At 70.1% G+C, this 21,859-nt stretch carries 20 protein-coding genes; 5 read left to right on the forward strand and 15 right to left on the reverse strand.

Annotation, left to right across the window (positions count from 1 at the left end):
• Positions 1 to 39: 39 nt before the first annotated feature.
• Positions 40 to 891, forward strand: a complete 852-nt coding sequence (locus ACWEH3_RS06975; protein ID WP_450019396.1) for a LuxR C-terminal-related transcriptional regulator — start codon at positions 40 to 42, stop codon at positions 889 to 891.
• A 428-nt stretch (positions 892 to 1,319) separates the two neighbouring features.
• On the opposite strand, the gene trmD is transcribed toward ACWEH3_RS06975, so the two are convergent.
• The 4 genes from trmD to rpsP form a co-directional block, all read right to left on the reverse strand.
• The gene (trmD, locus tag ACWEH3_RS06980; RefSeq protein ID WP_397076611.1) at positions 1,320 to 2,024 is read right to left on the reverse strand and encodes a tRNA (guanosine(37)-N1)-methyltransferase TrmD; all 705 of its coding nucleotides are present in this window, start codon (positions 2,022 to 2,024) and stop codon (positions 1,320 to 1,322) included.
• 72 nt (positions 2,025 to 2,096) lie between these two features.
• Positions 2,097 to 2,621 (reverse strand): ribosome maturation factor RimM, encoded by a 525-nt coding sequence (gene rimM, locus ACWEH3_RS06985; protein ID WP_450019399.1) that lies wholly within the window; start codon positions 2,619 to 2,621, stop codon positions 2,097 to 2,099.
• A complete protein-coding gene (locus ACWEH3_RS06990) occupies positions 2,622 to 2,864 on the reverse strand; it encodes an RNA-binding protein (RefSeq protein ID WP_011210690.1) in 243 nt (80 codons plus the stop codon). It abuts the gene before it with no gap.
• A 94-nt stretch (positions 2,865 to 2,958) separates the two neighbouring features.
• Positions 2,959 to 3,390, reverse strand: a complete 432-nt coding sequence (gene rpsP, locus ACWEH3_RS06995) for a 30S ribosomal protein S16 (protein ID WP_379251478.1) — start codon at positions 3,388 to 3,390, stop codon at positions 2,959 to 2,961.
• Positions 3,391 to 3,612: 222 nt separating this feature from the next.
• Here rpsP and ACWEH3_RS07000 point away from each other — a divergent pair, with 222 nt between their 5' ends.
• A complete protein-coding gene (locus tag ACWEH3_RS07000) occupies positions 3,613 to 3,792 on the forward strand; it encodes a hypothetical protein (protein ID WP_450019401.1) in 180 nt (59 codons plus the stop codon).
• On the opposite strand, the gene ACWEH3_RS07005 is transcribed toward ACWEH3_RS07000, so the two are convergent.
• The 9 genes from ACWEH3_RS07005 to ftsY form a co-directional block, all read right to left on the reverse strand.
• Positions 3,789 to 4,526, reverse strand: coding sequence for a class I SAM-dependent methyltransferase (locus ACWEH3_RS07005; RefSeq protein WP_450019403.1), 738 nt, complete (start codon positions 4,524 to 4,526; stop codon positions 3,789 to 3,791). The genes ACWEH3_RS07000 and ACWEH3_RS07005 overlap by 4 nt on opposite strands.
• 49 nt (positions 4,527 to 4,575) lie before the next feature.
• Positions 4,576 to 5,559 (reverse strand): LLM class F420-dependent oxidoreductase, encoded by a 984-nt coding sequence (locus ACWEH3_RS07010; RefSeq protein WP_355069879.1) that lies wholly within the window; start codon positions 5,557 to 5,559, stop codon positions 4,576 to 4,578.
• A gap of 54 nt (positions 5,560 to 5,613) precedes the next feature.
• Positions 5,614 to 6,708 (reverse strand): amidohydrolase family protein, encoded by a 1,095-nt coding sequence (locus ACWEH3_RS07015; RefSeq protein ID WP_450019406.1) that lies wholly within the window; start codon positions 6,706 to 6,708, stop codon positions 5,614 to 5,616.
• A gap of 179 nt (positions 6,709 to 6,887) precedes the next feature.
• Positions 6,888 to 8,450 (reverse strand): signal recognition particle protein, encoded by a 1,563-nt coding sequence (ffh, locus tag ACWEH3_RS07020; RefSeq protein ID WP_450019408.1) that lies wholly within the window; start codon positions 8,448 to 8,450, stop codon positions 6,888 to 6,890.
• Positions 8,451 to 8,555: 105 nt separating this feature from the next.
• Positions 8,556 to 8,870 (reverse strand): hypothetical protein, encoded by a 315-nt coding sequence (locus ACWEH3_RS07025; protein ID WP_450019410.1) that lies wholly within the window; start codon positions 8,868 to 8,870, stop codon positions 8,556 to 8,558.
• Positions 8,871 to 8,991: 121 nt separating this feature from the next.
• Positions 8,992 to 11,406: a [protein-PII] uridylyltransferase gene (locus tag ACWEH3_RS07030; protein WP_450019484.1), complete on the reverse strand. Its 2,415-nt coding sequence runs from the start codon at positions 11,404 to 11,406 to the stop codon at positions 8,992 to 8,994.
• Between the two features lie 143 nt (positions 11,407 to 11,549).
• The gene (locus ACWEH3_RS07035; protein ID WP_330249397.1) at positions 11,550 to 11,888 is read right to left on the reverse strand and encodes a P-II family nitrogen regulator; all 339 of its coding nucleotides are present in this window, start codon (positions 11,886 to 11,888) and stop codon (positions 11,550 to 11,552) included.
• Between the two features lie 5 nt (positions 11,889 to 11,893).
• Complete coding sequence (locus ACWEH3_RS07040) at positions 11,894 to 13,273, reverse strand: ammonium transporter (protein ID WP_450019412.1); 1,380 nt, start codon at positions 13,271 to 13,273, stop codon at positions 11,894 to 11,896.
• Between the two features lie 353 nt (positions 13,274 to 13,626).
• Positions 13,627 to 15,117 carry a signal recognition particle-docking protein FtsY gene (gene ftsY, locus ACWEH3_RS07045; RefSeq protein ID WP_450019414.1) on the reverse strand — a complete coding sequence of 497 codons (1,491 nt, stop codon included), beginning with the start codon at positions 15,115 to 15,117 and terminating at the stop codon, positions 13,627 to 13,629.
• A gap of 191 nt (positions 15,118 to 15,308) precedes the next feature.
• Between ftsY and ACWEH3_RS07050 the strand changes: the two genes are divergently transcribed.
• A complete protein-coding gene (locus ACWEH3_RS07050) occupies positions 15,309 to 15,698 on the forward strand; it encodes a DUF2237 family protein (protein WP_019048221.1) in 390 nt (129 codons plus the stop codon).
• A 124-nt stretch (positions 15,699 to 15,822) separates the two neighbouring features.
• Here ACWEH3_RS07050 and ACWEH3_RS07055 read toward each other — a convergent pair whose 3' ends face one another.
• Positions 15,823 to 16,596 (reverse strand): TetR/AcrR family transcriptional regulator, encoded by a 774-nt coding sequence (locus tag ACWEH3_RS07055; RefSeq protein WP_450019416.1) that lies wholly within the window; start codon positions 16,594 to 16,596, stop codon positions 15,823 to 15,825.
• A gap of 106 nt (positions 16,597 to 16,702) precedes the next feature.
• Here ACWEH3_RS07055 and ACWEH3_RS07060 point away from each other — a divergent pair, with 106 nt between their 5' ends.
• A complete protein-coding gene (locus tag ACWEH3_RS07060; RefSeq protein ID WP_450019418.1) occupies positions 16,703 to 17,620 on the forward strand; it encodes an NmrA family NAD(P)-binding protein in 918 nt (305 codons plus the stop codon).
• Between the two features lie 63 nt (positions 17,621 to 17,683).
• A complete protein-coding gene (locus ACWEH3_RS07065) occupies positions 17,684 to 17,890 on the forward strand; it encodes a hypothetical protein (protein WP_450019420.1) in 207 nt (68 codons plus the stop codon).
• Between the two features lie 14 nt (positions 17,891 to 17,904).
• Here the strand turns inward: ACWEH3_RS07065 and smc are convergent, their stop codons facing one another.
• Positions 17,905 to 21,525, reverse strand: coding sequence for a chromosome segregation protein SMC (gene smc, locus ACWEH3_RS07070; RefSeq protein ID WP_452358283.1), 3,621 nt, complete (start codon positions 21,523 to 21,525; stop codon positions 17,905 to 17,907).
• Positions 21,526 to 21,859 lie beyond the last annotated feature (334 nt).

Genomic DNA, 21,859 nt, shown 5'->3' on the forward strand with positions numbered 1-21,859 from the left:
CATCCCGCTGCCCACTACCCCCGAAAAGGGGTGAGTCTCGTGACCCACACCGCCCTGCTGCGTCCGCGCGACAGCGACGCGCTGCGCGCCGAGATCCGCTGGGTGGCGAGCGCGGCGGGCGTGCCGGTGGCGTTCGGCGGCGAGGTGCACGGGGACGCGCTGCTGCTGTCGGAGTTCGTCGGCACGCTGACCAACGGCCTGCGCGGTCTGGCCGTCGTGCGGGCTTCCGGGCTGGGCGGACGAGTGATGGATTCCGGGCGGCCCGCCGCGGTCTCCGACTATCGCCGCGCCTCCTCGATCACCCACGACTACGACGGGCCGGTCTCCGGCGAGGGCATCCGCTCCGTGCTCGCCGTGCCCGTGGTGGTGGACCAGCGCTCTCGCGCGGTGCTCTACGCCGCGACGCGCGGCGCGAGTCCGCTGGGCGACCGCACCGCGGATCTGGTCGTGCAGGCCGGGCGCCGCCTGGCCACCGAGATCGCCGTTCGCGACGAGGTCGACCGTCGGCTGCGCATGCTGGAGGTCACCCCGCCGTCGGCGGCCACGGCACCGGCGATCACGGAGGAACTCCGCGACATCCACGCCGAACTGCGCGGCATGGCGCGCACGACCGAGGACGATCGGCTGCGCGGACGCCTGCACGCGGTATGCGAGCGCCTCACCCGGGTCATGACCGGCGAGCCGCGGCCGGACGGCCCGAAACTTTCCCGCCGAGAACTCGACGTGCTGACCCAGATCGCCTTGGGATGCACCAACCAGGAAGCGGCGCAACGACTCTCACTCGGCCCGGAGACCGTGAAGAGCTACCTTCGCAACGCGATGGTCAAACTCGACGCCCACTCCCGACACGAGGCGGTGGTGGCCGCCCGCCGCCATGGTCTGCTGCCCTGACGCGGCGAAGATTCCCGCTGGAGTTCACCGAGGGAAGGCCCGAGCACGGCCTGCGACGCCCGGCTGCTCGAGAATTCGGATTCAGGTGGGTGAGGAGGTCGTCGACCAGGTCGGTGGGGTCGGCGTTGCCTTTTCCATCGGCCGCGAGGTGGCCCGCCGCGGCGAGGTCGGCGGCACCGTGCGCGACCTCGCGAAGGGTCACCGCCTCGACGCCGCCCGCGTCGAGCAGCCGGATCGCGGAACCGAGCAGCGCGGAGTGGGTGTCTGGCATTCACTCGGCGTAGTGCGCGGCGCACACGCTCCCACGCACGCTTCGCGCAGCTGTCCCGCGCGGCGCACCCTCTGGCAAGAAGCAGACCGATCCCCGGCCGTCCGGACCGCGCGGCCGAGCTCCGCACACACTTGGGGCGCTTGCGCGGGGCGTGGGTCTACCGCTCGGGGCCGGCCGTGTCGTGGTCCGCGAGCAGGTCCGGACGACGCTCGCGGGTCCGCGCGAGAGATTGCTCGCGCCGCCAGGCCGCCACCTTCGCGTGGTCGCCGGACAGCAGGACCGGCGGGACGTCCAACCCGCGCCAGGAGACCGGACGGGTGTAGCTGGGACCTTCGAGCAACCCGTCGGAGAACGAATCCTCTTGATGTGACTGCTGATTGCCGAGGACACCGGGCAACAGCCGGACCACGGCCTCGGTCATCACCAGCACGGCCGCCTCGCCGCCGATCAACACGTAGTCGCCGATGCTGACCTCTTGCACCCGGACGCGGCGGGCGGCGTCATCGAAGACGCGCTGGTCGATGCCCTCATAGCGCCCGCACGCGAAGACGAGATGCCGCTCGGCAGCCCAGCTGTGTGCCATGGCCTGCGTGAACGGCACCCCCGCGGGCGTGGGGACCACGAGCAGCGCGTCGTCGGGACACACCTCGTCGAGCGCGTCGCCCCACACGGTCGGTTTCATGACCATGCCGGGCCCACCCCCGTAGGGGGAATCGTCGACGGACTTGTGCACGTCATGCGTCCAACGGCGCAGGTCGTGCACCGTGAGCGAGATCAGTCCCTTGTCGATCGCCTTACCCAGCAGCGCCGTGCGCAACGGCTCCAGGTACTCGGGGAAGATCGTGACGACGTCGAGTTTCATGACTGTCTCCTAGCGCCGCCGGGCCGCACGTCGTCGGCCGGGCGAGCGACGCGCGGTCGGACGCCCACCGTGTCATTCCGGGTCGAGCAAACCCTCGGGCGGATCGATCACGATCACGCCCTCGGCGAGGGACACCGTGGGCACGATGGCGGTGACGAACGGGATCAGGATTTCCCGCCCGTCTTCCGCGGCCCGCACCTCCAGCAACTCACCCGCCGCGGAATGCAGCACTTCGCGCACGGAACCGACCACGGTGCCGTCGGTGAGCCGTACCTCCAGCCCCTCCAGTTCGTGGTCGTAGTACTCGTCCGGATCCTCGGAAGGCGGAAGGTCGGCGCTGTCGACCACGAACAGCATGCCGCGCAGCGCGTCGGCAGCGGTGCGGTCGGTCACACCGGACAGGAACACCAGAAGCCGGCCCGAGTGCTCCCGGACCGCCTCCACGGTGAACTCGCGAACTTCCGCCGCTCGCGGCAGCCGACCGCGCAACCTGACGCCCTGCGCGAAACGCGCCTCCGGCTCGTCGGTGCGCACCTCGACGACGAGTTCGCCGCGCACGCCGTGCGACTTGGCGACCCGCCCGACGACGAGTTCCATCTACTGGTCGGTGTCGACCACGTCGACCCGGATGCCCCGGCCGCCGATACCGGCGACGAGGGTGCGCAGCGCGGTCGCGGTACGTCCGCCGCGACCGATCACTTTGCCCAGGTCATCGGGGTGAACGTGCACCTCGACGGTGCGTCCCCTGCGGCCGGTGATCAGCTCGACGCGGACGTCATCGGGATTGGCGACGATACCGCGCACCAAGTGCTCGACGGCATCGGCGACGACGGCGCTCACTGCTCCATCACCTCACGACGCAACTCACCCGTCGTCGGGGCCGGTCCGTGGACGGCTCCTGACGGGTATCGGATGGACGGGTATCGCCCGCTCATTACTCGCCGGCCTCGGCAGCCTCGGCGCCCTCCTCGGCGTCCTTCTTGCCCTTCTTCTTGGGGGTGACCGCCTCGGCGACCGGCTCGTTGTCGGCGGCGGCCAGTGCGGCGTTGAACAGGTCCAGCTTCGACGGCTTGGCCGGCTTGACCTTCAGGGTGCCCTCGGCGCCCTCGATGCCCTTGAACTTCTGCCAGTCGCCGGTGATCTTCAGCAGCTGGAGGACCGGCTCGGTCGGCTGCGCGCCGACACCCAGCCAGTACTGCGCGCGCTCGGAGTCGATCTCGATCAGCGAGGGCTCTTCCTTCGGGTGGTACTTGCCGATGGACTCGATGGCCCGGCCGTCACGGCGGGTGCGGGCGTCCGCGACGACGACGCGGTACTGCGGGTTGCGGATCTTGCCCAGGCGGGTGAGTTTGATGCGAACAGCCACTGCTGATCTGCCTTTCGTTGGTTGGTCACGACGCAATTCGGCGACCCGCATGGTCTGCGAGCCCGGTTTTGCGCTTTCGAGTGTGTGACCGCCGCGCGGTACGGAACCGGAGACGGGCTGACACTTGTCCGGAAGGACGGTGGTCCATTGTGCCAGACCGGACGATCCCGCCAGAAATCGCGTGCGTGTTCACACACCGATACCCACCCGCCATAACCAGGCATGCGACTGTTCCGGCGCCACCGCACACGACCCGCCCGCATCACCCGCGACATCGCGAGCGAACTCGGCGAGGAGGCTGCCGTCGAGTACGTCGTACCCGGCGTGTTCCGGGTGCTGCGACTCGTTGCCGCGGGCGTCGCCCGCGCCATGGAGTGCGGCCCGGCGTTTCGATGCGGCTAGCCCGGGGCGGTGGCGGTGAGCGCACGGGTGGGGACCCAGGGGCCGCCCCACCACATCTGCCACCCCACGGAGCGCAGGGTGAGGGCGGTCGCGCCGTTCGCCGCCAGGACGGCGCGGTACGCCCGGGTGTCGCCGATATCGACGATGACCAGTTTGCCGCCGGGACGCAGCACGCGGCAGGCCTCCCGGACCGCCGCGGCCCGGCCCTCGGCGGTCTTGATGTCGTGAATCGCCAAGCTGGAGACGACGACGTCGAACACGCCGTCCGGGAACGGCATGCGGGTCATGTCGCCGGTGCGCAACTCGATCCGGTCGGCGACGTTCTCCGCGAGCGCGTTCCGCTCCGCGGTGGCCGGGGTGTTCTCGCAGTGATCCGCGGAGCACCACAGATCCAGGCCCACCGCACACCCGGCGGGCAAGCGGCGCGCGGCGGCCAGCAGCACCGCGCCGCGGCCGCACCCCATGTCGAGTAATCGTTCGTCGCCACGCAGTTCGAGGTCGTCGAGCAGGCGCGCCCAGACCCGGAACTTACCCCGGCGGGTCGCGTGCAGGAACAGCCCGAACTGCGTGGCCAGCACGACGCCGATCAGCAGGAGCAGCAGGCTCGGGCGCAGTTGCTGGAACAGCGCCACCACCAGCGCGGCGGCAAGATACCCGACCGCGAGAACTCCCAGCAACAACAGCACCGACGGCGCGTCGACACCGTACGACGCGCGCCACGGAGGGGCTATCATGGCCCGATCATAACCAGCGCCAACAGTATTCGCGCCGGGTTCGCGCTCGTCAGCGCACCAACGGAGCGAAGGTACGCCCGGCGAGCTCGACCGCACCCGGCTCGTGCCCGTTGAACACCATATTGATGATGAGACCGTCGACGCCGTGGTCCAGAACGCGGGTCCGCAGCTGTTCGGCAACCTCGTCCGGTGTGCCGACGAACTGGCGGTCGGCCGGGCTCTGCGCGAGCTCGGCGTCCGACAAGGCCGACAGGTCGATACCCATGCGGCTCAAGTAATCCCGCTGCTGCTTGCGCACCAGATCACCGTCTTCGTCCATCATGACGAAGCACAGGTAGCTGGTCTCCAAGGTGCGCGGATCCCGGCCGACCTCCGCGCAACGCGCCCGCAGCGCCTCGATCTTGCGCGGCAGCTCGGACGCGTTGCAGATGATGTTGAGGTGGTCGGCGAAGCGGGCGGCCAGGCCGAAGGTCTTCTTCTCACCGCTGCCGCCGAGCAGGATCGGCAGATCGTCGCGTACGCGCGGCTCGTTCATCGCGTTCTCGACCCGGTACCACTTGCCCTGGAAGGTGGGCCGCTCGCCGCGCAGCATCGGCTGGATGATGTGCAGCGCCTCGTCGAGCCGCTCGAAGCGGTCGGTGAAGGTGCCGAATTCGTAGCCCAGGGAGCGGTGCTCGAGTTCGAACCAGCCCGCGCCGATGCCGAGCACCGCGCGGCCACCGCTGACCACGTCCAGCGTGGTGACCGTCTTGGCGAGCATCGCCGGGTTGCGGTAGGTGTTGCCGGTGACCAACGCCGACAACTGGATTCGCTCCGTCGCCGTGGCCAGGCCGCCGAGCGCGGTGTAGGCCTCGAGCATCGGCTCGTCGGGCGTGCCGATGCCGGGCAACTGATAGAAGTGGTCCATGACGAAGGCCGTGTCGAAACCGGCGGCTTCGGCCTCTCGGGCCTGCGCGATCACCGTGGGGAACAGCTCGCGCACCGACTTGCCGTAGCTGAAGTTGGGCATCTGATATCCGAGGCGAATTGTCACGAAATCCGACCTTACGCCGTTTTCGGATAGACGCGGGTGAGCCGCGGTGCCGAGTTATCTATGGCCGGTGACCGGACCGTGCCCGCCGTACACGCGCCCGCGGAGCACGACGGCGTACGGTGTGGCGAGCGTCTCGGGGTGGCTACGCGGATCCTCCTCGTAGACCACGAAATCCGCGGGAGCGCCGTCCTCGATGCCGGGTCGCCCGAGCCACTCGCGCGCTTGCCAGGATGCCGCGCCGAGCGCGTCGTGCCGGGACAGGCCCGCGGCGCCGAGCGCGGCGATCTCGTCGGCGATACGCCCGTGGCGGATGGAGCCGCCCGCGTCCGTGCCCGCGAAGATCGGCACGCCCGCCTCGTGCGCGGCGGCGACCGTGCCGCGCACCCGCCGGTGCAGATCGCGCATGTGCGCGGCGTAGACGGGGAATTTGCCCGCGCCGTCGGCGATACCGGGGAAGGTGTCGATATTGATCAGGGTGGGAACCAGCGCGGTGCCGTGCTCGACCATCATCTCGATGGTCTCGTCGGTCAGTCCGGTGCCGTGCTCCAGGCAGTCGATACCGGCGTTGATCAGTCCGGGTAGCGCGTCCTCGCCGAAGACGTGTGCGGTGACCCGCGCGCCGTTGGCGTGCGCGGCGTCGATGGCCTCCTTCAGGATGGCGTCGCTCCACAGCGGCCGCAGATCGCCAACGGAGCGGTCGATCCAGTCGCCGACGATCTTCACCCAGCCGTCGCCGAGGCGGGCCTGCTCGGCGACGATCTCCGGCAGGTCGCGTTCGTCATCGAGCTCGATGCCCAGTTCGCGGATGTAGCGCTTCGGACGGGCGATGTGGCGGCCCGCGCGAATGATCCGCGGCAGGTCCTCGCGGTCGTCGGCGAACCGGGTGTCGATGGGCGAGCCCGCGTCGCGCAGCAGCAGGGCGCCTGCGTCGCGCTCGGTCTCGGCCTGCGCGGTGGCGCCAGCGCGGTCCTCGTGGCCCCCGCCGTACCGGATGCCGACGTGGCAGTGCGCGTCGACCAATCCCGGCACGATCCACCCGGAGGCGCAGAGGGTTTCGGCTCCGGGCACCGGCTCGAACGACACCAGGCCGTCGCGCACCCAGAGGTCGCACACCTCGCCTTCGGGCAGAACCACACCGCGTAGGTGCACAGCAACCTCCTGGAACTCGTCCGCGGCCTCCAACCTACTGTCCGATTCCCGGATCGGTCATCCGCGCGAAGCACGGCCACGAGACAGCGAAGCCGGCCGCCGCGTGGTCGCGTCATGGCGACCGAGCGGCGCGACACAGACGCCCGCCGCCCACGAACAGCGTGGTCGGCGGGAGTGTCCTACTTCTTCGGGAACTTCAACTTGCTGAGATCGAAGCCCTCCAAGCCGGGTGGCAATTGGTCCAGACCGGCAGGCATGTCGGACAGGTCGGGCATTCCCGCGGGCAGACCGGGCATGCCGCCCATCCCCGGAAAACCGCCGCGCACCTTCGGCGGCGTCGGGCCACGCCCGCCCTTCTTGCCTTTCTTGCCCTTCTTCGCGTTGCCGCGGCGGGCGCCGGGCAGCCCCATCTGGCGGCCCATCATCGTCATCATCTTCTTGGCATCGAAGAAGCGGTCGACGAGCTGGTTGACCTCGGAGACCTGGACCCCGGAGCCGTTGGCGATGCGCAGCCGCCGCGAGGCGTTGATGATCTTCGGGTTCGCCCGTTCGGCCGGAGTCATACCGCGGATGATCGCCTGCACCCGGTCGAGCTGCTTGTCGTCGACCTGGGCGAGCATGTCCTTCATCTGGCCCGCGCCCGGCAGCATGCCGAGCAGGTTCCCGATCGGGCCCATCTTGCGGATGGCCAGCATCTGGTCGAGGAAGTCCTCGAGGGTGAGTTCGCCGCTGCCGATCTTGCGGGCGGCCTCCTCGGCCTGCTTGGCGTCGTAGACCTGCTCGGCCTGCTCGATCAGGGTGAGCACGTCGCCCATGCCGAGGATGCGGCTGGCCATGCGATCGGGGTGGAAGACGTCGAAGTCCTCGAGCTTCTCACCGGTCGAGGCGAACAGGATCGGGACGCCGGTGACCTCACGGACGCTCAGCGCCGCACCACCGCGGGCGTCGCCGTCGAGCTTGGTGAGCACCACGCCGGTGAAGCCGACGCCGTCACGGAACGCCTCGGCGGTGTTGACCGCGTCCTGGCCGATCATGGCGTCCAGCACGAACAGGGTCTCGTCCGGTTGCACGGCGTCGCGGATGCCCGCGGCCTGGCGCATGAGCTCTTCATCGATGCCGAGGCGGCCCGCGGTGTCGACGATGACGACGTCGTACTGCTTCTGCCGCGCCTCTTCGACACCCCCGCGCGCCACGTTCACCGGATCGGCGGCGGAGATGCCCAGCGGGTTCTCACCGCCACCGATCGAGGTGCCGGGGTGCGGCGCGTAGACGGGCACGCCCGCGCGCTCGCCGACGACTTGCAGCTGGGTGACGGCGCCGGGGCGCTGCAGGTCGCATGCCACCAGCAGCGGCTGGTGGCCCTGCCCCTTCAGCAGTTTCGCCAGCTTGCCCGCGAGCGTGGTCTTACCGGAACCCTGCAGACCGGCCAGCATGACCACCGTCGGCGGATTCTTGGCCAGGTGCAGCCGCCTGGTCTCGCCGCCGAGGATGCCGACGAGTTCCTCGTTGACGATCTTCACGACCTGCTGGGCCGGGTTCAGCGCCGCGGAGACCTCCGCGCCCTTGGCGCGCTCCTTGATCCGCCCGATGAATCCGCGCACCACGGGCAGCGCGACGTCGGCCTCCAACAAGGCCAGGCGGATCTCGCGGCAGGTGGCGTCGATGTCGGCCGGTGACAGACGCCCCTTACCGCGCAGATCCTTGAGGGCACCGGTAAGCCGGTCGGACAGGGATTCGAACACCGATCGCGCTCCTGATCTCGGGGGACGTCACATTCTCTCCCAGGGTAATGGGATCGCCCGCGTGTTCGCGCAGGCGGTGCGTCCTTCCCCGGCGCGGCGGGCTCGCTAGTCGAGCACGCGACGGCGCGGCCTGGCCGTTTTGCGGTAGTCGTGGTTCTCCTCGGCCACCATGAAGACCGCCTCGTTGGCGGTCAGGCCCAGTTCGAGGGCCAGGCCGTCGAGAACGGCCCACTCGGCCCTGCTCGGGATGGGCGAGGTGGCGACCGTGGAGGCGATCGTCATCGCGGTAACCGCCTGTCGCCCGGTCAATGTGCGACCAGGAAGCCAGGAGACCACCCACCGGTCGCCGCCGACGCAGCGCGCCATGTGCGTGGTCTCGTCACTCGTCATCGTGGATGCCGAAACGACTTCAATTGCCACCGACCTGCTCCCCTCGTGCTCGCGATAGCCGGACGCTCTAGATCGTAGGGTCAGGCCACGAGCCGGGAGTTGGGATGTAGCAAATATTGCGCAACGGATTAATCACCGGATAAAAGTGCTGCTAATCACTATTTTCCGGCTCTGGAGTACCTTCGGCGGGAGGTTTCGGCGCAGTTCTGGGAACCACCGCGATGAGCGCTTTCTCGATCGTTTCGCGGCGCGCGGGGCTGTCCTCGGCGCCCAGATCGAGGCAGAAGCTGTCGACCACCGCCGACCCCATCGTGACCACCTTGGCCCAGCGCACGTCGGCTCCGCAGCCGGCCAGCTCCGCGGCCAGACGACTGAGCAGGCCCACGCGGTCCTCGGCGCGCAATTCCAGGATCACCTGGCCGGGCACCGAGGTGTCCGACCAGATCACCCGGGGCTGGGCCTGCGCGTACCGGCTGCGGCCGATGGTGCCCGCCTCGCGCTCGCGTTTGGCCAGCGCCGCGGGCACGTCCAAGTCGCCGGCCGTGGCGCGGATCAATTCCTGGCGCAACAGCCCCGGGTCCGGCGGATCGCCGAACTTGGGCGCGACGACGAAGGTGTCCACCGCGGAGGCGCCTTCGACGCCGAGCGCGGCCGACAGCACACGCAGCGAATGCAGCGCGAGCACGCCCGCGGCGTCGGACAGCAGCCCGGAGCTGTCGGGCGCGATGACGGTGACCACATACGTGTGCTTGCTCTCACCGGGCTGCAGATCGACGTGCACACCCCCCGCCCTGGCCTTCTCGACCAATTCCGGTGCGATCGGCTCCGGTGTCGGCAGCTGGTCGCCCGCCATGACCAACCGGCAACGCCGGACCAGTTCGCCGATCAGCGACGCCTTCCAGTCGCCCCACACGCCGGGACCGGTGGCCTGTGAATCCGCCTCGGCCAGGGTGTGCAGCAGCTCCAGCAGTTGCGGATCGCCGTCGAGCGCCTCGACGACGTACCGCACCGTCTCCGGATCGGACAGATCGCGCCTGGTCGCGGTTTCCGGCAGCAGCAGGTGATGGCGCACGACCGCGCTGAGCGTGCGCACGTCCGACGGCCACAGTCCGAGGCGGCGGCCGATGTGGGTGGCCAGTTCCGCGCCGACCACGCTGTGATCGCCCGCGCGACCCTTGCCGATGTCGTGCAGCAGCGCACCGAGGGCGAGCAGGTCGGGGCGGGCGACCCGGGTGCTCAGCCCGCCCGCGTAGGCGACCGTCTCCATGAGATGCCGGTCGACGGTCCAGATGTGCTGGACATCGCGCGGCGGCAGGTCGCGCACAGCGCCCCATTCCGGCAGCAGCCTGCCCCACAGTCCCGTCCGGTCCAGCGCCTCGATCGCGTCGATCGTGCCGCGGCCCGCGCCCAACAGGACCAGTAAGTCGTTGAGGGCGTCCTTGGGCCACGGCTCGCGTAGCTCGGGAGCGTCCTCAGAGAGCCGGTTGAGGGTGGTGGCCGACATCGGCAGGCCGGTCTGCGCCGACGCCGCCGCGACGCGCAGGATCAGCCCGGGATCGCGCTGCGGGCGGGCGTCTCTGGCCAGCACGACCTCACCCGCGTGCTCGACCACGCCTTCGTCCAGCGGCCTGCGCACCGGCATCCGGCGCAGGCGCGCCAATCCCCGGCGGGGCAGCGCGTTGGCCGCGGTGCGCAGCCCGACGTCCACGGAATAGCTGACCGTCCGGGCCGAATCGCTCAGTGTGCGGGCCAGATCGAACCGATCGCCGATGCGCAGGGCAGCGCCGATCTCGTCGGCGTCCTGTGCGCGCAGCTGGTCGCGGGCTCGTCCCGCCACACGGTGCAGTTCGGTGCGCACGTCCAGCAGCCGACGGTGCGCCTGCTTCAATCCGCCGCCCGGCACGTCCGGTCCCAATCCGGGCATGGCGTCGGTGAGCTGGGCGATCGCCAGCGCGTCCAGCAGCTGGATGTCACGCAGGCCGCCGCGCCCGTTCTTCAGGTCGGGCTCGGCGCGGTGCGCGATCTCGCCGTTGCGTTCCCATCTGGCCTGGGCCTGGGCGATGAGCTCCTCGAAGCGGGAGCGGATGCCGGTGCGCCACTCCCGGCGCACCCCGCCGATCAGCAGATTGCTCAGTTCCTGGTCGCCGACGATGTGCCTGGCCTCGAGCATGCCCAGCGCGGCGATGAGATCGTCCGCGGCCACCCGAAGCGCCTGCGGAACGGTACGCACGCTGTGGTCGAGTTTGATGTGCGCGTCCCACAGCGGATACCAGAGCTGGTCGGCGACCTCGGCCACCCGGGCCGGGTCGACGTCGTCGTGCAGCAGCACCAGGTCCAGATCGGAGTACGGCAGCATCTCCCCGCGCCCGAGGCCGCCGACGGCCACCACGGCCAGACCGCTGTCGGGGGCGATGCCCAGTTCGGCGCCCTTGCTGGTGAGCCAGAGTTCGTAGAGGTCGACCAGCGCCTGGCGCAGCGACTGGGCGTCCAGCCGGGGATTGCGCGGCTGGCCGCCGTCGAGCAGTTGGGTTCGCGCGCGGACCAGGTCGGCCGCCCCGTTGGACATCTTGCCGTTGCCTTGTTCGGTGACCTTCGGATCACCGTCGTGCTCGTACTGACTAGTCACAACCCACCGCCCATTTGATGCGCGCGACCCCGCCCCGACCGGGAGCTCCGGTGGGAGCGGGGCCGCCGCTCGACTCGTTTCCGCTACAGCGCGTCGGTGCCGCGTTCGCCGGTCCGCACCCGGATGATCGCCTCCACCGGAGTGATCCAGACCTTGCCGTCGCCGATCTTGCCGGTGCGGGAGGCCTCCACGATCACCTCCACGACCTTGTCGACGGAGGCATCGTCCACGACGACCTCGACGCGGACCTTCGGCACGAAATCGACGGAATACTCCGCGCCGCGGTACACCTCGGTGTGGCCCTTCTGCCGGCCGTACCCTTGGACCTCGCTGACGGTCATGCCCAACACACCCGCCTGCTCGAGACCGGACTTGACGTCTTCGAGCGTGAACGGTTTGACGATTGCGGTGATCAGTTTCATGTTCGTCATGCCTCCTTGACGGCCGAACGTGCCGTGCTACCCAGAGCGCCGAAGTCATAGGCGGTTTCCGCGTGCTCGGACTCGTCCAAGCCGACCGACTCTGCTTCCTCGCTCACGCGCAGCCCAATGGTGAACTTCACGATATAGGCAATGATCAGGGTCGCGATGAAGGAGAAGGCAAGTACCACACCGGCGCCCACCGCCTGCCGCCACAGCTGATCGAAACCGCCGCCATAGAACAGACCGGTCTTGGCCGCACCCGCCTCGGGCGCCGCGACGAAACCGACCATCAGGGTGCCGACGATACCGCCGACCAGGTGCACGCCGACCACGTCGAGCGAGTCATCGAAACCGAACTTGAACTTCAGGCCGACCGCGAGGGCGCACAGCGCGCCCGCGACGACGCCGATGGCGAGCGCGCCGAGCACGTTCACCGAGGAACACGACGGCGTGATGGCGACCAGACCCGCCACGATGCCCGAGGCAGCGCCCAGCGAGGTGGGCTTGCCGTCGCGGATCTTCTCCACCAACAGCCAGGCCAGCATGCCGGCGCAGGTCGCGATGGTGGTGGTGACGAAGGTCGAACCGGCCAGGCCGCCGGAGGTCACCGCGGATCCGGCGTTGAAGCCGAACCAGCCGAACCACAGCAGACCGGCGCCGAGCATGACGAACGGCAGATTGTGCGGGCGGAACGGGGTGGTCGGCCAGCCCTTGCGCTTGCCGAGCACCAGCGCCAGGGCCAGACCGGCCGCACCGGCGTTGATGTGCACCGCCGTGCCACCGGCGAAGTCCACCGCGAGCAGCTTGTTGGCGATCCAGCCGCCCTCATGCACGACGTTGCCGTCGGCGTCCTTGACGTCGAAGTCGAACACCCAGTGCGCGACCGGGAAGTAGACCACCGTGGACCAGATGCCCGCGAACACCAGCCACGCGCCGAACTTCAAGCGGTCGGCGACCGCACCCGAGATGAGGGCAACCGTGATGATGGCGAACATCAGCTGGAAGGCGACGAAGACGGTCGCCGGAATCGTGCCCGCGAGCGGGATGTTCACCGCGTCGGTGGTGACCGTGCCCGCCGCGTCCTTGACCTCGGCGACGGAGTTGCCGCCGATCAGGCCCTTCAGGCCGAAGAACTGCGTCGGGTCACCGATCACGCCGAACGTGTTGTCGCCGAAGGCCGTCGAGTATCCGTACAGCGACCACAAGACGCCGACCAGGCCCATGGCGCTGATGCTCATCATGATCATGTTGAGCACGTTCTTCGACCGGACCATGCCGCCGTAGAAGAAAGCCAGGCCCGGCGTCATCAGCAACACCAGCGCCGAACTCGCCAGCATCCATGCGGTGTCACCGGTATCCGGTGCACCGGTAAGTGGAAAAGCCACCTTAATGTCCTCCTCATCTCGGGCCCAGCCGCTTCCGGCAAATGGACCTGAACAGAAGGGTCCTAACTCGGTGTTTCATCCGTAGAGCTGTCGTGTTTCACCTACGTGAACGGATGGAGCAGCTGTGTTGCCACTACGTTTCGTCCCGCGCACCAGCGGTTTTCCGCCGCTGCGAGCACGGTGTTCGGGAAATCGGACATTCGTTACCGCCCACGAGGAGTCGGCAAACTTCCGGGGTGTGACCGCCCTCGCACCGAGGGCGGCGGCGACCGAACGAGCACCCGTGGCGCACCTCGTGGATGGAACGTCGCGGGCGGCAACCTCTTTCGACCGGTCTCGGCGAGTGGAACGGCTCAGCCCAGCAGCGCGTCCACGAACGCGGCGGGCTCGAACGGAGCCAGGTCGTCGGCCCCCTCACCGAGCCCGACCAGCTTCACCGGCACGCCCAGTTCGTGCTGGACCTGGAAGACGATGCCGCCTTTCGCCGTGCCGTCGAGCTTGGTCAGCACGACGCCTGTGATATCGACCACTTCGGCGAACACCCTGGCCTGGGTCAGTCCGTTCTGCCCGACGGTCGCGTCCAGCACGAGCAGGACCTCGTCGACGGCGGCCTTCTTCTCCACGACGCGCTTGACCTTGCCCAGCTCGTCCATCAGACCCGTCTTGGTGTGCAGCCGACCGGCCGTGTCGATCAGCACCACGTCGACGCCGTGCTCGACGCCCGCGGCCACCGCGTCGAACGCGACCGCGGCCGGGTCGGCGCCCTCGCGGCCACGGACGGTGTCGGCGCCGACCCGCTCGCCCCAGGTCTGCAACTGGTCGGCGGCCGCGGCCCGGAAGGTGTCGGCCGCGCCGAGCAGCACCCGGCGGCCGTCGGCCACGAGCACGCGCGCGAGCTTGCCGGTGGTGGTGGTCTTGCCGGTGCCGTTCACGCCGACCACGAGCAGGATCGACGGGTGATCGGGATGCGGCAGCGCGCGCACCGAGCGGTCCAGGTCCGGTCGCAGCTGCTCGATCAGCACGTCGCGCAGCACGGCACGCGCCTCGTCGGTGGTCCGCACGCTGCGTGCCGCCATCTCCGAGCGCAGCCGGGAGACGACAGCGGTGGTGCTCGCGGTGCCGAGGTCGGCCAGCACGAGGGTGTCCTCCACCTCTTCCCACGAGTCGTCGTCCAGGTCACCGCCGCCGAGCAGGCCGAGCAGGCTCTTGCCGACCGCGTTCTGCGAGCGCGACAGTCGTCCGCGCAGCCGGACCAGGCGGCCCGCGGTGGGCTCTATCTCCTCCAGCGCGACGGGTGCTTCCACCCCCGCGGGCGTGTCGGGCGCGACGATCTCGGTGGCGGCTTCGGTGTCCGGCCCCGCGGTGGCGGTGGGCGGCTCGGCGGTCGCGTCGGCCGTGGCCGGGCTCTCCCGGGTTTCCAGCTGGTCGGGCGCCTGCGCTGTCGTCTCGGCCGCGGGGGTGCCCGCCTCGGGCTCGGCGGCCGGCTCGGCGACGTCCGGCGCGACGGAGGCCTCGGTGACGTCCGCGTCCGGCAACGGAACGTTGGTGATGCCGCGTTTGGGCGCGTCGCGTGGGATCGCGGCGTCGTCGCCGACATGCGGCTGTCCTTCGGTGTCGGTGCGCTCGACCGGTTGCGGTTCGGTCGCCGCGCCGCCCCGGCTGAAGGTGAATCCACCGGACGCGGCATAACCACCGGACCGGTCGGTCACCTCTTTCTCCTGCGTGGGCGGAGTCAGCGACACGCGGCCGCGCTTGTACCGGACGAAACCGGCGACGAGCACGACGAGCAGCAGTGCGGCGACCGCGGCGATCAGGATCCAGACTTCAGGACTCACGCGGACCATCCTTGCAGACCGACCGTCACGGGATCGGCCCCGAGCCGCGCCCGCGCGCGCGTCGCGCGCCGGGGCCGGGGGCGCGAACTCGGCGAACATCGCAGGTACCGGCCGAGGGCGGGTGCGAGCGGGCACCGACACAGCCCTCCAGATTTCTTGTCCTGCGGAACTTCTCGCGAAGGGACAATAGGATCGGCGACGTGACCGATCGAAACGTGCTTGGGGGGCCGCTGGAAGAGTGCGGCACCGATCCTCTCACCGGCTTCTACCGGGACGGCTGCTGCAGTACCGGGCCGGAGGATCTGGGCAGCCACACCGTGTGCACCGTCGTCACGGCAGAATTCCTGGAGCATCAAGCTTCCATCGGAAACGATCTGAGCACGCCGCGCCCGGAGAACAATTTTCCCGGTTTGCAGCCGGGTGACCGATGGTGCGTGGTCGCCGTGCGGTGGCTGCACGCGCACGAGGACGGCGTCGCCGCGCCCGTGGTGCTGGCCGCCACGCACGAGAACGCCCTGGAAGTGATCTCGATGGACATCCTGCGCAAGTACGCCGTCGACGTGCCCGACGACGTCAGCGACCTGCTCTGAGCCACCGGTAGGTAACCCCTCCGGCGGGCGCAGCGCGGACCACCGGCTCGCCCGGATCGCGGGCCGGTGTCCGATCGGTTCGTGGCGCAGCCGAGCACCGATTGGCACAAATGCGCCATTCGGCTCAGCGCGCCGTCGCGATGCGTCGGCGATGAGCTTTCTGACGACATGCCGCCGAGCAGTATCTCGCCCGTCGGCCCGTCCCGGCGCGGGACAACGGCGCGTGACACACCGGGCAGGTGTCGGCTCCACTTTCGTTACGATCGAGAGTTTCGTTACGGACTTCGGCCACCGCATCCCGTTTCGTCACCGTCAGCCCTACCGGCTCCGCGCGCAGCGCGTCCAGCACGATGGCGGCGCTACGGTCCATGCCGCCCCGTGCCTTCCGGAGCCGTTGGATCGCAACGCATCCGGTGAAGATCGCCAGCACGTCGTCGAGTTCGATGTCGGCCCGGACCGCCCCGTCGCGCTTGGCCGCGGCGAGCAGGGCGGCCAACGCGTCGTGGAAACGCGCCCCCGCGCTGCGCAAAAGCGCACGCGGCCAGCCGTCGTCGGACTGAACGATGTCGCATAACGCCTGGTTGTCCGGCGTTGTGGTGATCACCGCGGTGCAGAAGTCGAAGAAGGCGGCGCCCGGATCCGGCGCGGCGAGATGGTCTGCGGCCATCTTCGCCAACCGGTCGACGCGCTGCTGCATAACCGCTTCCAACAGTGCGGCTTTCGTGGGGAAGTGCCGGTAGACGGTGCCCGCGCCGACACCCGCCCTGCGGGCGACCTCGACGAGGGACACGGAGGCGCCCTGCTCCGCGAAGGCGCGTTGCGCGGCAGCCAGCACGAGGGCGCGATTGCGGCGGGCATCGGCTCGCGATGTCGCGCCCGGGGCGAGCGATGCGGTCATTTCGTTACGGCCTTCCGCTGAGCAGCCTGGTCAATCGGGTCGAGGCACCCGTATCGTTCGAATCCGGGTCAACCAACCCGATTCTACCGAGCAGAGAAGGCGGAGCATGTCCCCTCAGCACAACCTCATCCTGGTCACCGGCGCCACCGGCAAGCAAGGCGGCGTGACCGCCCGGCGACTGCTGGCCGACGGCAGGGCGGTGCGCGCGCTGGTCCGCGACGCGCAGTCGCCCGCCGCACGGGAGTTGGCCGCGGCGGGTGCGGAACTCGCCGTCGGCGACTTCGACGCCCCCGAGACCTTGCCCGCGGCGCTGGCCGGCGTCAGCGGACTGTTCCTGGTCCCGCCCGCCGCGTACGGCCCCGAAGGCTGGGATGTCGAATTGGAAGCCGCGCGCGGAGAAGCCGTCGTGGACGCCGCGCGTGCGGCCGGTGTGTGGCAGATCGTGTTCACCGGCATCGCGTCGATGGGCGACGACGTCTCGTGGGGGGCCAAGGGCAAGAAGCGCATCGAAGACGCCGTCATCGCCAGCGGCGTGCGGTACACCCTGCTGCGCCCGGTGCGCTTCATGGAGAACTACCTGCTGCGCACGTCCCCCGTCGACGGCATCTTCGACGGCGTGCACCGGCACCTGTTCCCGGCCGAAGGTCCGATGAAGGTCATCGCCGTCGCGGACATCGGCGATATCGCAGGTCTCGCGTTCGCCGACCCGGATCGCTTCCACGGCCGCGTCCTCGAACTCGCGGGCGATGTGCTTGCCCCGACCGCGGCCGCCGCGGCGATCAGCGCCGCCACCGGGCATCAGGTGCGCTACCACCAAGTCACCGAAGCCGAGTCGGACGCGCTCGGCGAGGAGATCGGCAATGTGTGGCGCCTCATGCGCCACACCGGCGGCTGGCGCGCCGACGTCGACGAGATCCGCGAGATCCACCCCGGGCTGCGCACGTTCGACACTTGGCTCGCCGAGACCGGCGCGGCGCAGATCAAAGCGCTGCTCGACCACGAAGACGCGCGCGTCGCAGGGTGATTCGAGTCGACTATTCGTCCTGTTCAACGGGATGATCGAGCGGCGAGGCGTACCCTCGGCGCGGTGATACGCCCGCCCAGACGATCCGGCCGCGCCCGGCGCGACCCGGTCGGCGCGGAGGTCGACGAGATATTCGGCCCTTCGCGCAAGCACGTCCACGAGCGCAAGGAATGGGTGGCGATCGCGAAGGTCGACGATCGGGTCTCCGGTGACGATCCGCTGGTCGACCTGGACTCCGGCACCGTCACCCTGCCCGCACGCCGCGGCTGACCGCGCGGCGCGGCTCAGCCCGCCGCGCCGACCGGGGCCAGGTTCTCCCCGCGCAGCCGCTGGGAGATCACCTGGGTGATGCCGTCGCCGCGCATGCTGACGCCGTAGAGCGCGTCGGCGATCTCCATCGTCGGCTTCTGGTGGGTGATGACGATCAGCTGGCTCTTCTCCCGCAACTGCTCGAACAGGCCGATCAGGCGGCGCAGGTTGGTGTCGTCGAGCGCGGCCTCGACCTCGTCCATCACGTAGAACGGCGAGGGCCGGGCGCGGAAGATGGCCACCAGTAACGCGACCGCGGTCAGCGACTTCTCCCCACCGGACAGCAGCGACAGCCGCTTGACCTTCTTGCCCGGCGGACGGGCCTCCACCTCGATGCCGGTGGTGAGCATGTCCGAGGGGTCGGTGAGCAGCAGCCTGCCCTCGCCACCGGGGAACAGTTTCGCGAACACCTCGACGAACTCGCGCTCCACGTCGGCGTATGCCTCGGTGAACACCTGGAGGATGCGGGCATCGACCTCGGCGACCACATCGAGCAGATCCTTGCGCGCGCTCTTGACGTCTTCGAGTTGCGTGGCCAGGAAGTTGTACCGCTCCTCCAGCGCCGCGAATTCCTCCAGCGCCAGGGGATTCACCTTGCCCAGGGTGGCGAGATCCTTCTCCGCACGCTTGGCGCGTCGTTCCTGGGTCTGCCGGTCGTAGGGCATCGGCGCGGGTTCGCTGACCTGCTCGCCGCGCTCCTTGGCCTGTTCGTATTCCTGCAACTCCAGCGCCGAGGGCGGCAGCGGCACGTCCGGACCGTACTCCGCGATCAGGTCGTCCAGCGCGATGCCGAACTGCTCGGCGATGGTCGCCTCCAGTTGCTCGATGCGCAGGGCCGCCTGAGCCTTCGCCACCTCGTCCCGATGCACCGCGTCGGTGAGCTGGGACAGCTGCGCGGTGAGCGCACGCACCCGCTCCTTGACCTGTTCCACCTGCGCGGCACACTCGGAGCGCTTGCGCACCAGTTCGTCCCGGCGCGCGCCCGCCTCGGCGACCACGCGCTCCAGTTCGCCAGCGATCTTCGCGCCGGATTCGGCGACGGCGGCGGCCACCTCCGCCGCCTTCTTGCGCGCGGCCTGGGCGCGCTCGGCCCTGGCCCGGGTCTCCCGCTCGGCGCGCGCGGCCCGGCGCAGCGAGTCCGCCTTGCCGCGTACCGATTCCGCTCGTTCCTCGGCCGTGCGCACGGCGAGCCTGGCCTCGACCTCCATCGCCCGCGCCTCGGCCAGCGCGGCCGCCGCCTCCTCCCGCGCCCGGCCCGCGGACTCGGTGCCCGCCGCGCCCGCACCGTCGGCGTCGACCTCGGCCTGCTCGAGTTCCGCATGGCGCAGGCGGTCTTCCAGTTCGGCGAGCGAGGCGAGTGCCTCTTCCCGGCTCGTCTCCGCGTCGTCGCGCTGGCCGACCAGCCGTTCGCTGTCCGCGTGTGCGGTGCGGGCGGTCTGGCCGAGCCTGCCCAGCCGCTCGTAGATCGCCACCAGTGCCTGGTCGGATTCGTGCAGGGCGAGCAGGGCGTGGTCGACGGCGTCCTTGCGATCGGCTTGCTCTTCGAGGGCGCCGGACAGCGCGGCCTCGAGTTCCTCGGCGCGCCGCTGCGCCGCGACCAGCTCGGTCCGGGCGGCGTCGATGTCGGCCTGGATCTCCAGCTGGCTGGGCGCGCGATCGGACCCGCCCAGCAGCCAGCCGTTTCCGGCGAGATCACCGTCGCGGGTGACTACGCGCAGCTCGGGCCGCGCCGCGACCAGCGCGCGGGCGGCGGGCAGATCGTCGGCCACGGCGATCCCCGCGGTGAGCGCCGCGATCGCGCCGCGCACCGTTTCGGGGCACTCCACCACGTCGACCAGCCAGCGGGCGCCGTCGGGCAACGCGCCCGGCTGCGGCCGATCGGTGCGCTCGGCGCCGAAGACGACGGCGGCGCGGCCACCGTCGGCGTCCTTGAGCGCCTGGATCGCGGCGTGCGCGGACTCGCCGGTGTCGGCGGCGACGGCGTCGGCCAGCGGGCCGAGCGCGGCGGCGACCGCGGCCTCGAAGCCGCCGTGCACGCGCAGCAGCGCCGAGAGCGGGCCGAGCAATCCCTGTTCGCGATGCTCCACCAGCCAGGCGACGCCGTCCCGGCGCGCCAGGTTCATGCCGAGCGCCTCGATCCGCGCGCCGAGCGATGCGACCCGCTTGCTCGCGTCGCGGTCCTGTTCACGCAGTTCGGTGACCCGCTGATCGGCCAGTTCCAGCGCCTGCACCGCGTGCTCGTGCTGGGCGTCCAGACCGGCCTCGCCCGCGTCGAGTTCGGCGAGTTCGGCTTGCACCGTGTCGAATTCGGCTTGGGCGGCCTCGCCGCGGTGGCGGGCGTCGGCGATGGCGACCGACAGTCGCGCGATCTCCGCGTCCACCGACTGCGCCCTGGCCCGCAGGGTGTCCACCTTGCCGGACAATCGGGCCACGCCCTCGCGCCGGTCGGCGATCGCCCGCACGGCGGCCAGGTGCGCCTGCTCGGCGGCCTTGGCGGCGTATTCGCGTTCGGCCAGCTGGTCCCGGGCCGCCTCCAAGGTCTCCGCGGCGATCTCCACCGCTTCGCGCAGTTCGGCCTCGTCGGCTTCGACCCGGTCGGCCTCGGCCTCGAGCTGCTCGGGGTCGCGGCCGGTGCTGACCGGAGTGGTGGTGTCCAGGTGCCGCGCCCGGTCGCCCGCGATGCGAATGGTCGCGTTGACCCGTTCGGCGAGCGCGGAGAGCTGGAACCACAGCTGTGCGGCGGCCTCGGCGCTCGGCGTCAGCCGGGACAGCTGGAATTCCTGCTGCGCCAGCGCCGCGTTGGCGGCGTCCAGCTCGGAGTGCACGGTGATCTGCTGCTCGCGCGCGTACGCTTCCTTGCTCTGCTGGCTCGCCAGCTCTTCGCGCCGGGTGACCAGATCGTCGGCGGCCAGCCGCAACCGGGCATCGCGCAGGTCGGCCTGCACGGTCTGCGCCCTGCGCGCCACCTCGGCCTGCCTGCCCAGCGGTTTGAGCTGGCGGCGCAGTTCGGTGGTGAGGTCGGTCAGCCGGGCCAGGTTGGCCTGCATCGCCTCGAGCTTGCGTACCGCTTTTTCCTTGCGTTTGCGGTGCTTGAGCACACCGGCGGCCTCCTCGACGAACGCGCGGCGGTCCTCCGGGCGCGACTCCAGGATGGCCGACAGCTGACCCTGCCCCACGATGACGTGCATCTCGCGGCCGATACCGGAGTCGCTGAGCAGTTCCTGCACGTCCATCAGGCGGCAGGAGTTGCCGTTGATCTCGTATTCGCCCGCGCCGTCGCGGAACATGCGCCGGGTGATGGACACCTCGGCGTAGTCGATCGGCAGCGCGCCGTCGGAGTTGTCGATGGTCAGCGTGACCTCGGCGCGGCCGAGGGGGGCGCGGCCCGCCGTGCCCGCGAAGATCACGTCCTGCATCTTGCCGCCGCGCAACGCCTTCGCGCCCTGCTCGCCCATCACCCAGGTGAGCGCGTCGACGACGTTCGATTTGCCCGATCCGTTGGGACCGACCACACACGTGATGCCCGGTTCCAAGCGCAGGGTCGTCGCGGACGCGAAGGATTTGAAGCCCTTCAACGTCAGGCTCTTCAGGTGCAAGTTCGACGACCTTTCCGTGTTCTGCCCGGTCGGCGTTTCGCGTCGCGGCAGCGCATCCGGCGACCTGTCATGGTATCCGTCGCGTACCGGGAGCCTCCGGGGCCCGACGGCGTGCGCGGCCGAGTGGTGGTTCGGCGATATCCATAGGTTATCGACTCGCCGCCGGTTCGCGCGCATTTCGATGTGCTCGAGGTTTGCCGGGATGGGCGGCCACGCTGCCGGTCGGCGTCAGCGGCACGACCCGCTCGGCCCTCTCGCCGCGACCGGGGAACGCCCGCCCGCGCTCGGCCTGCCACCGGTACCCTCCCCACCCGTGGGTCCGCCGATTCCGCGC

Source organism: Nocardia sp. NPDC004718 (assembly GCF_053601535.1).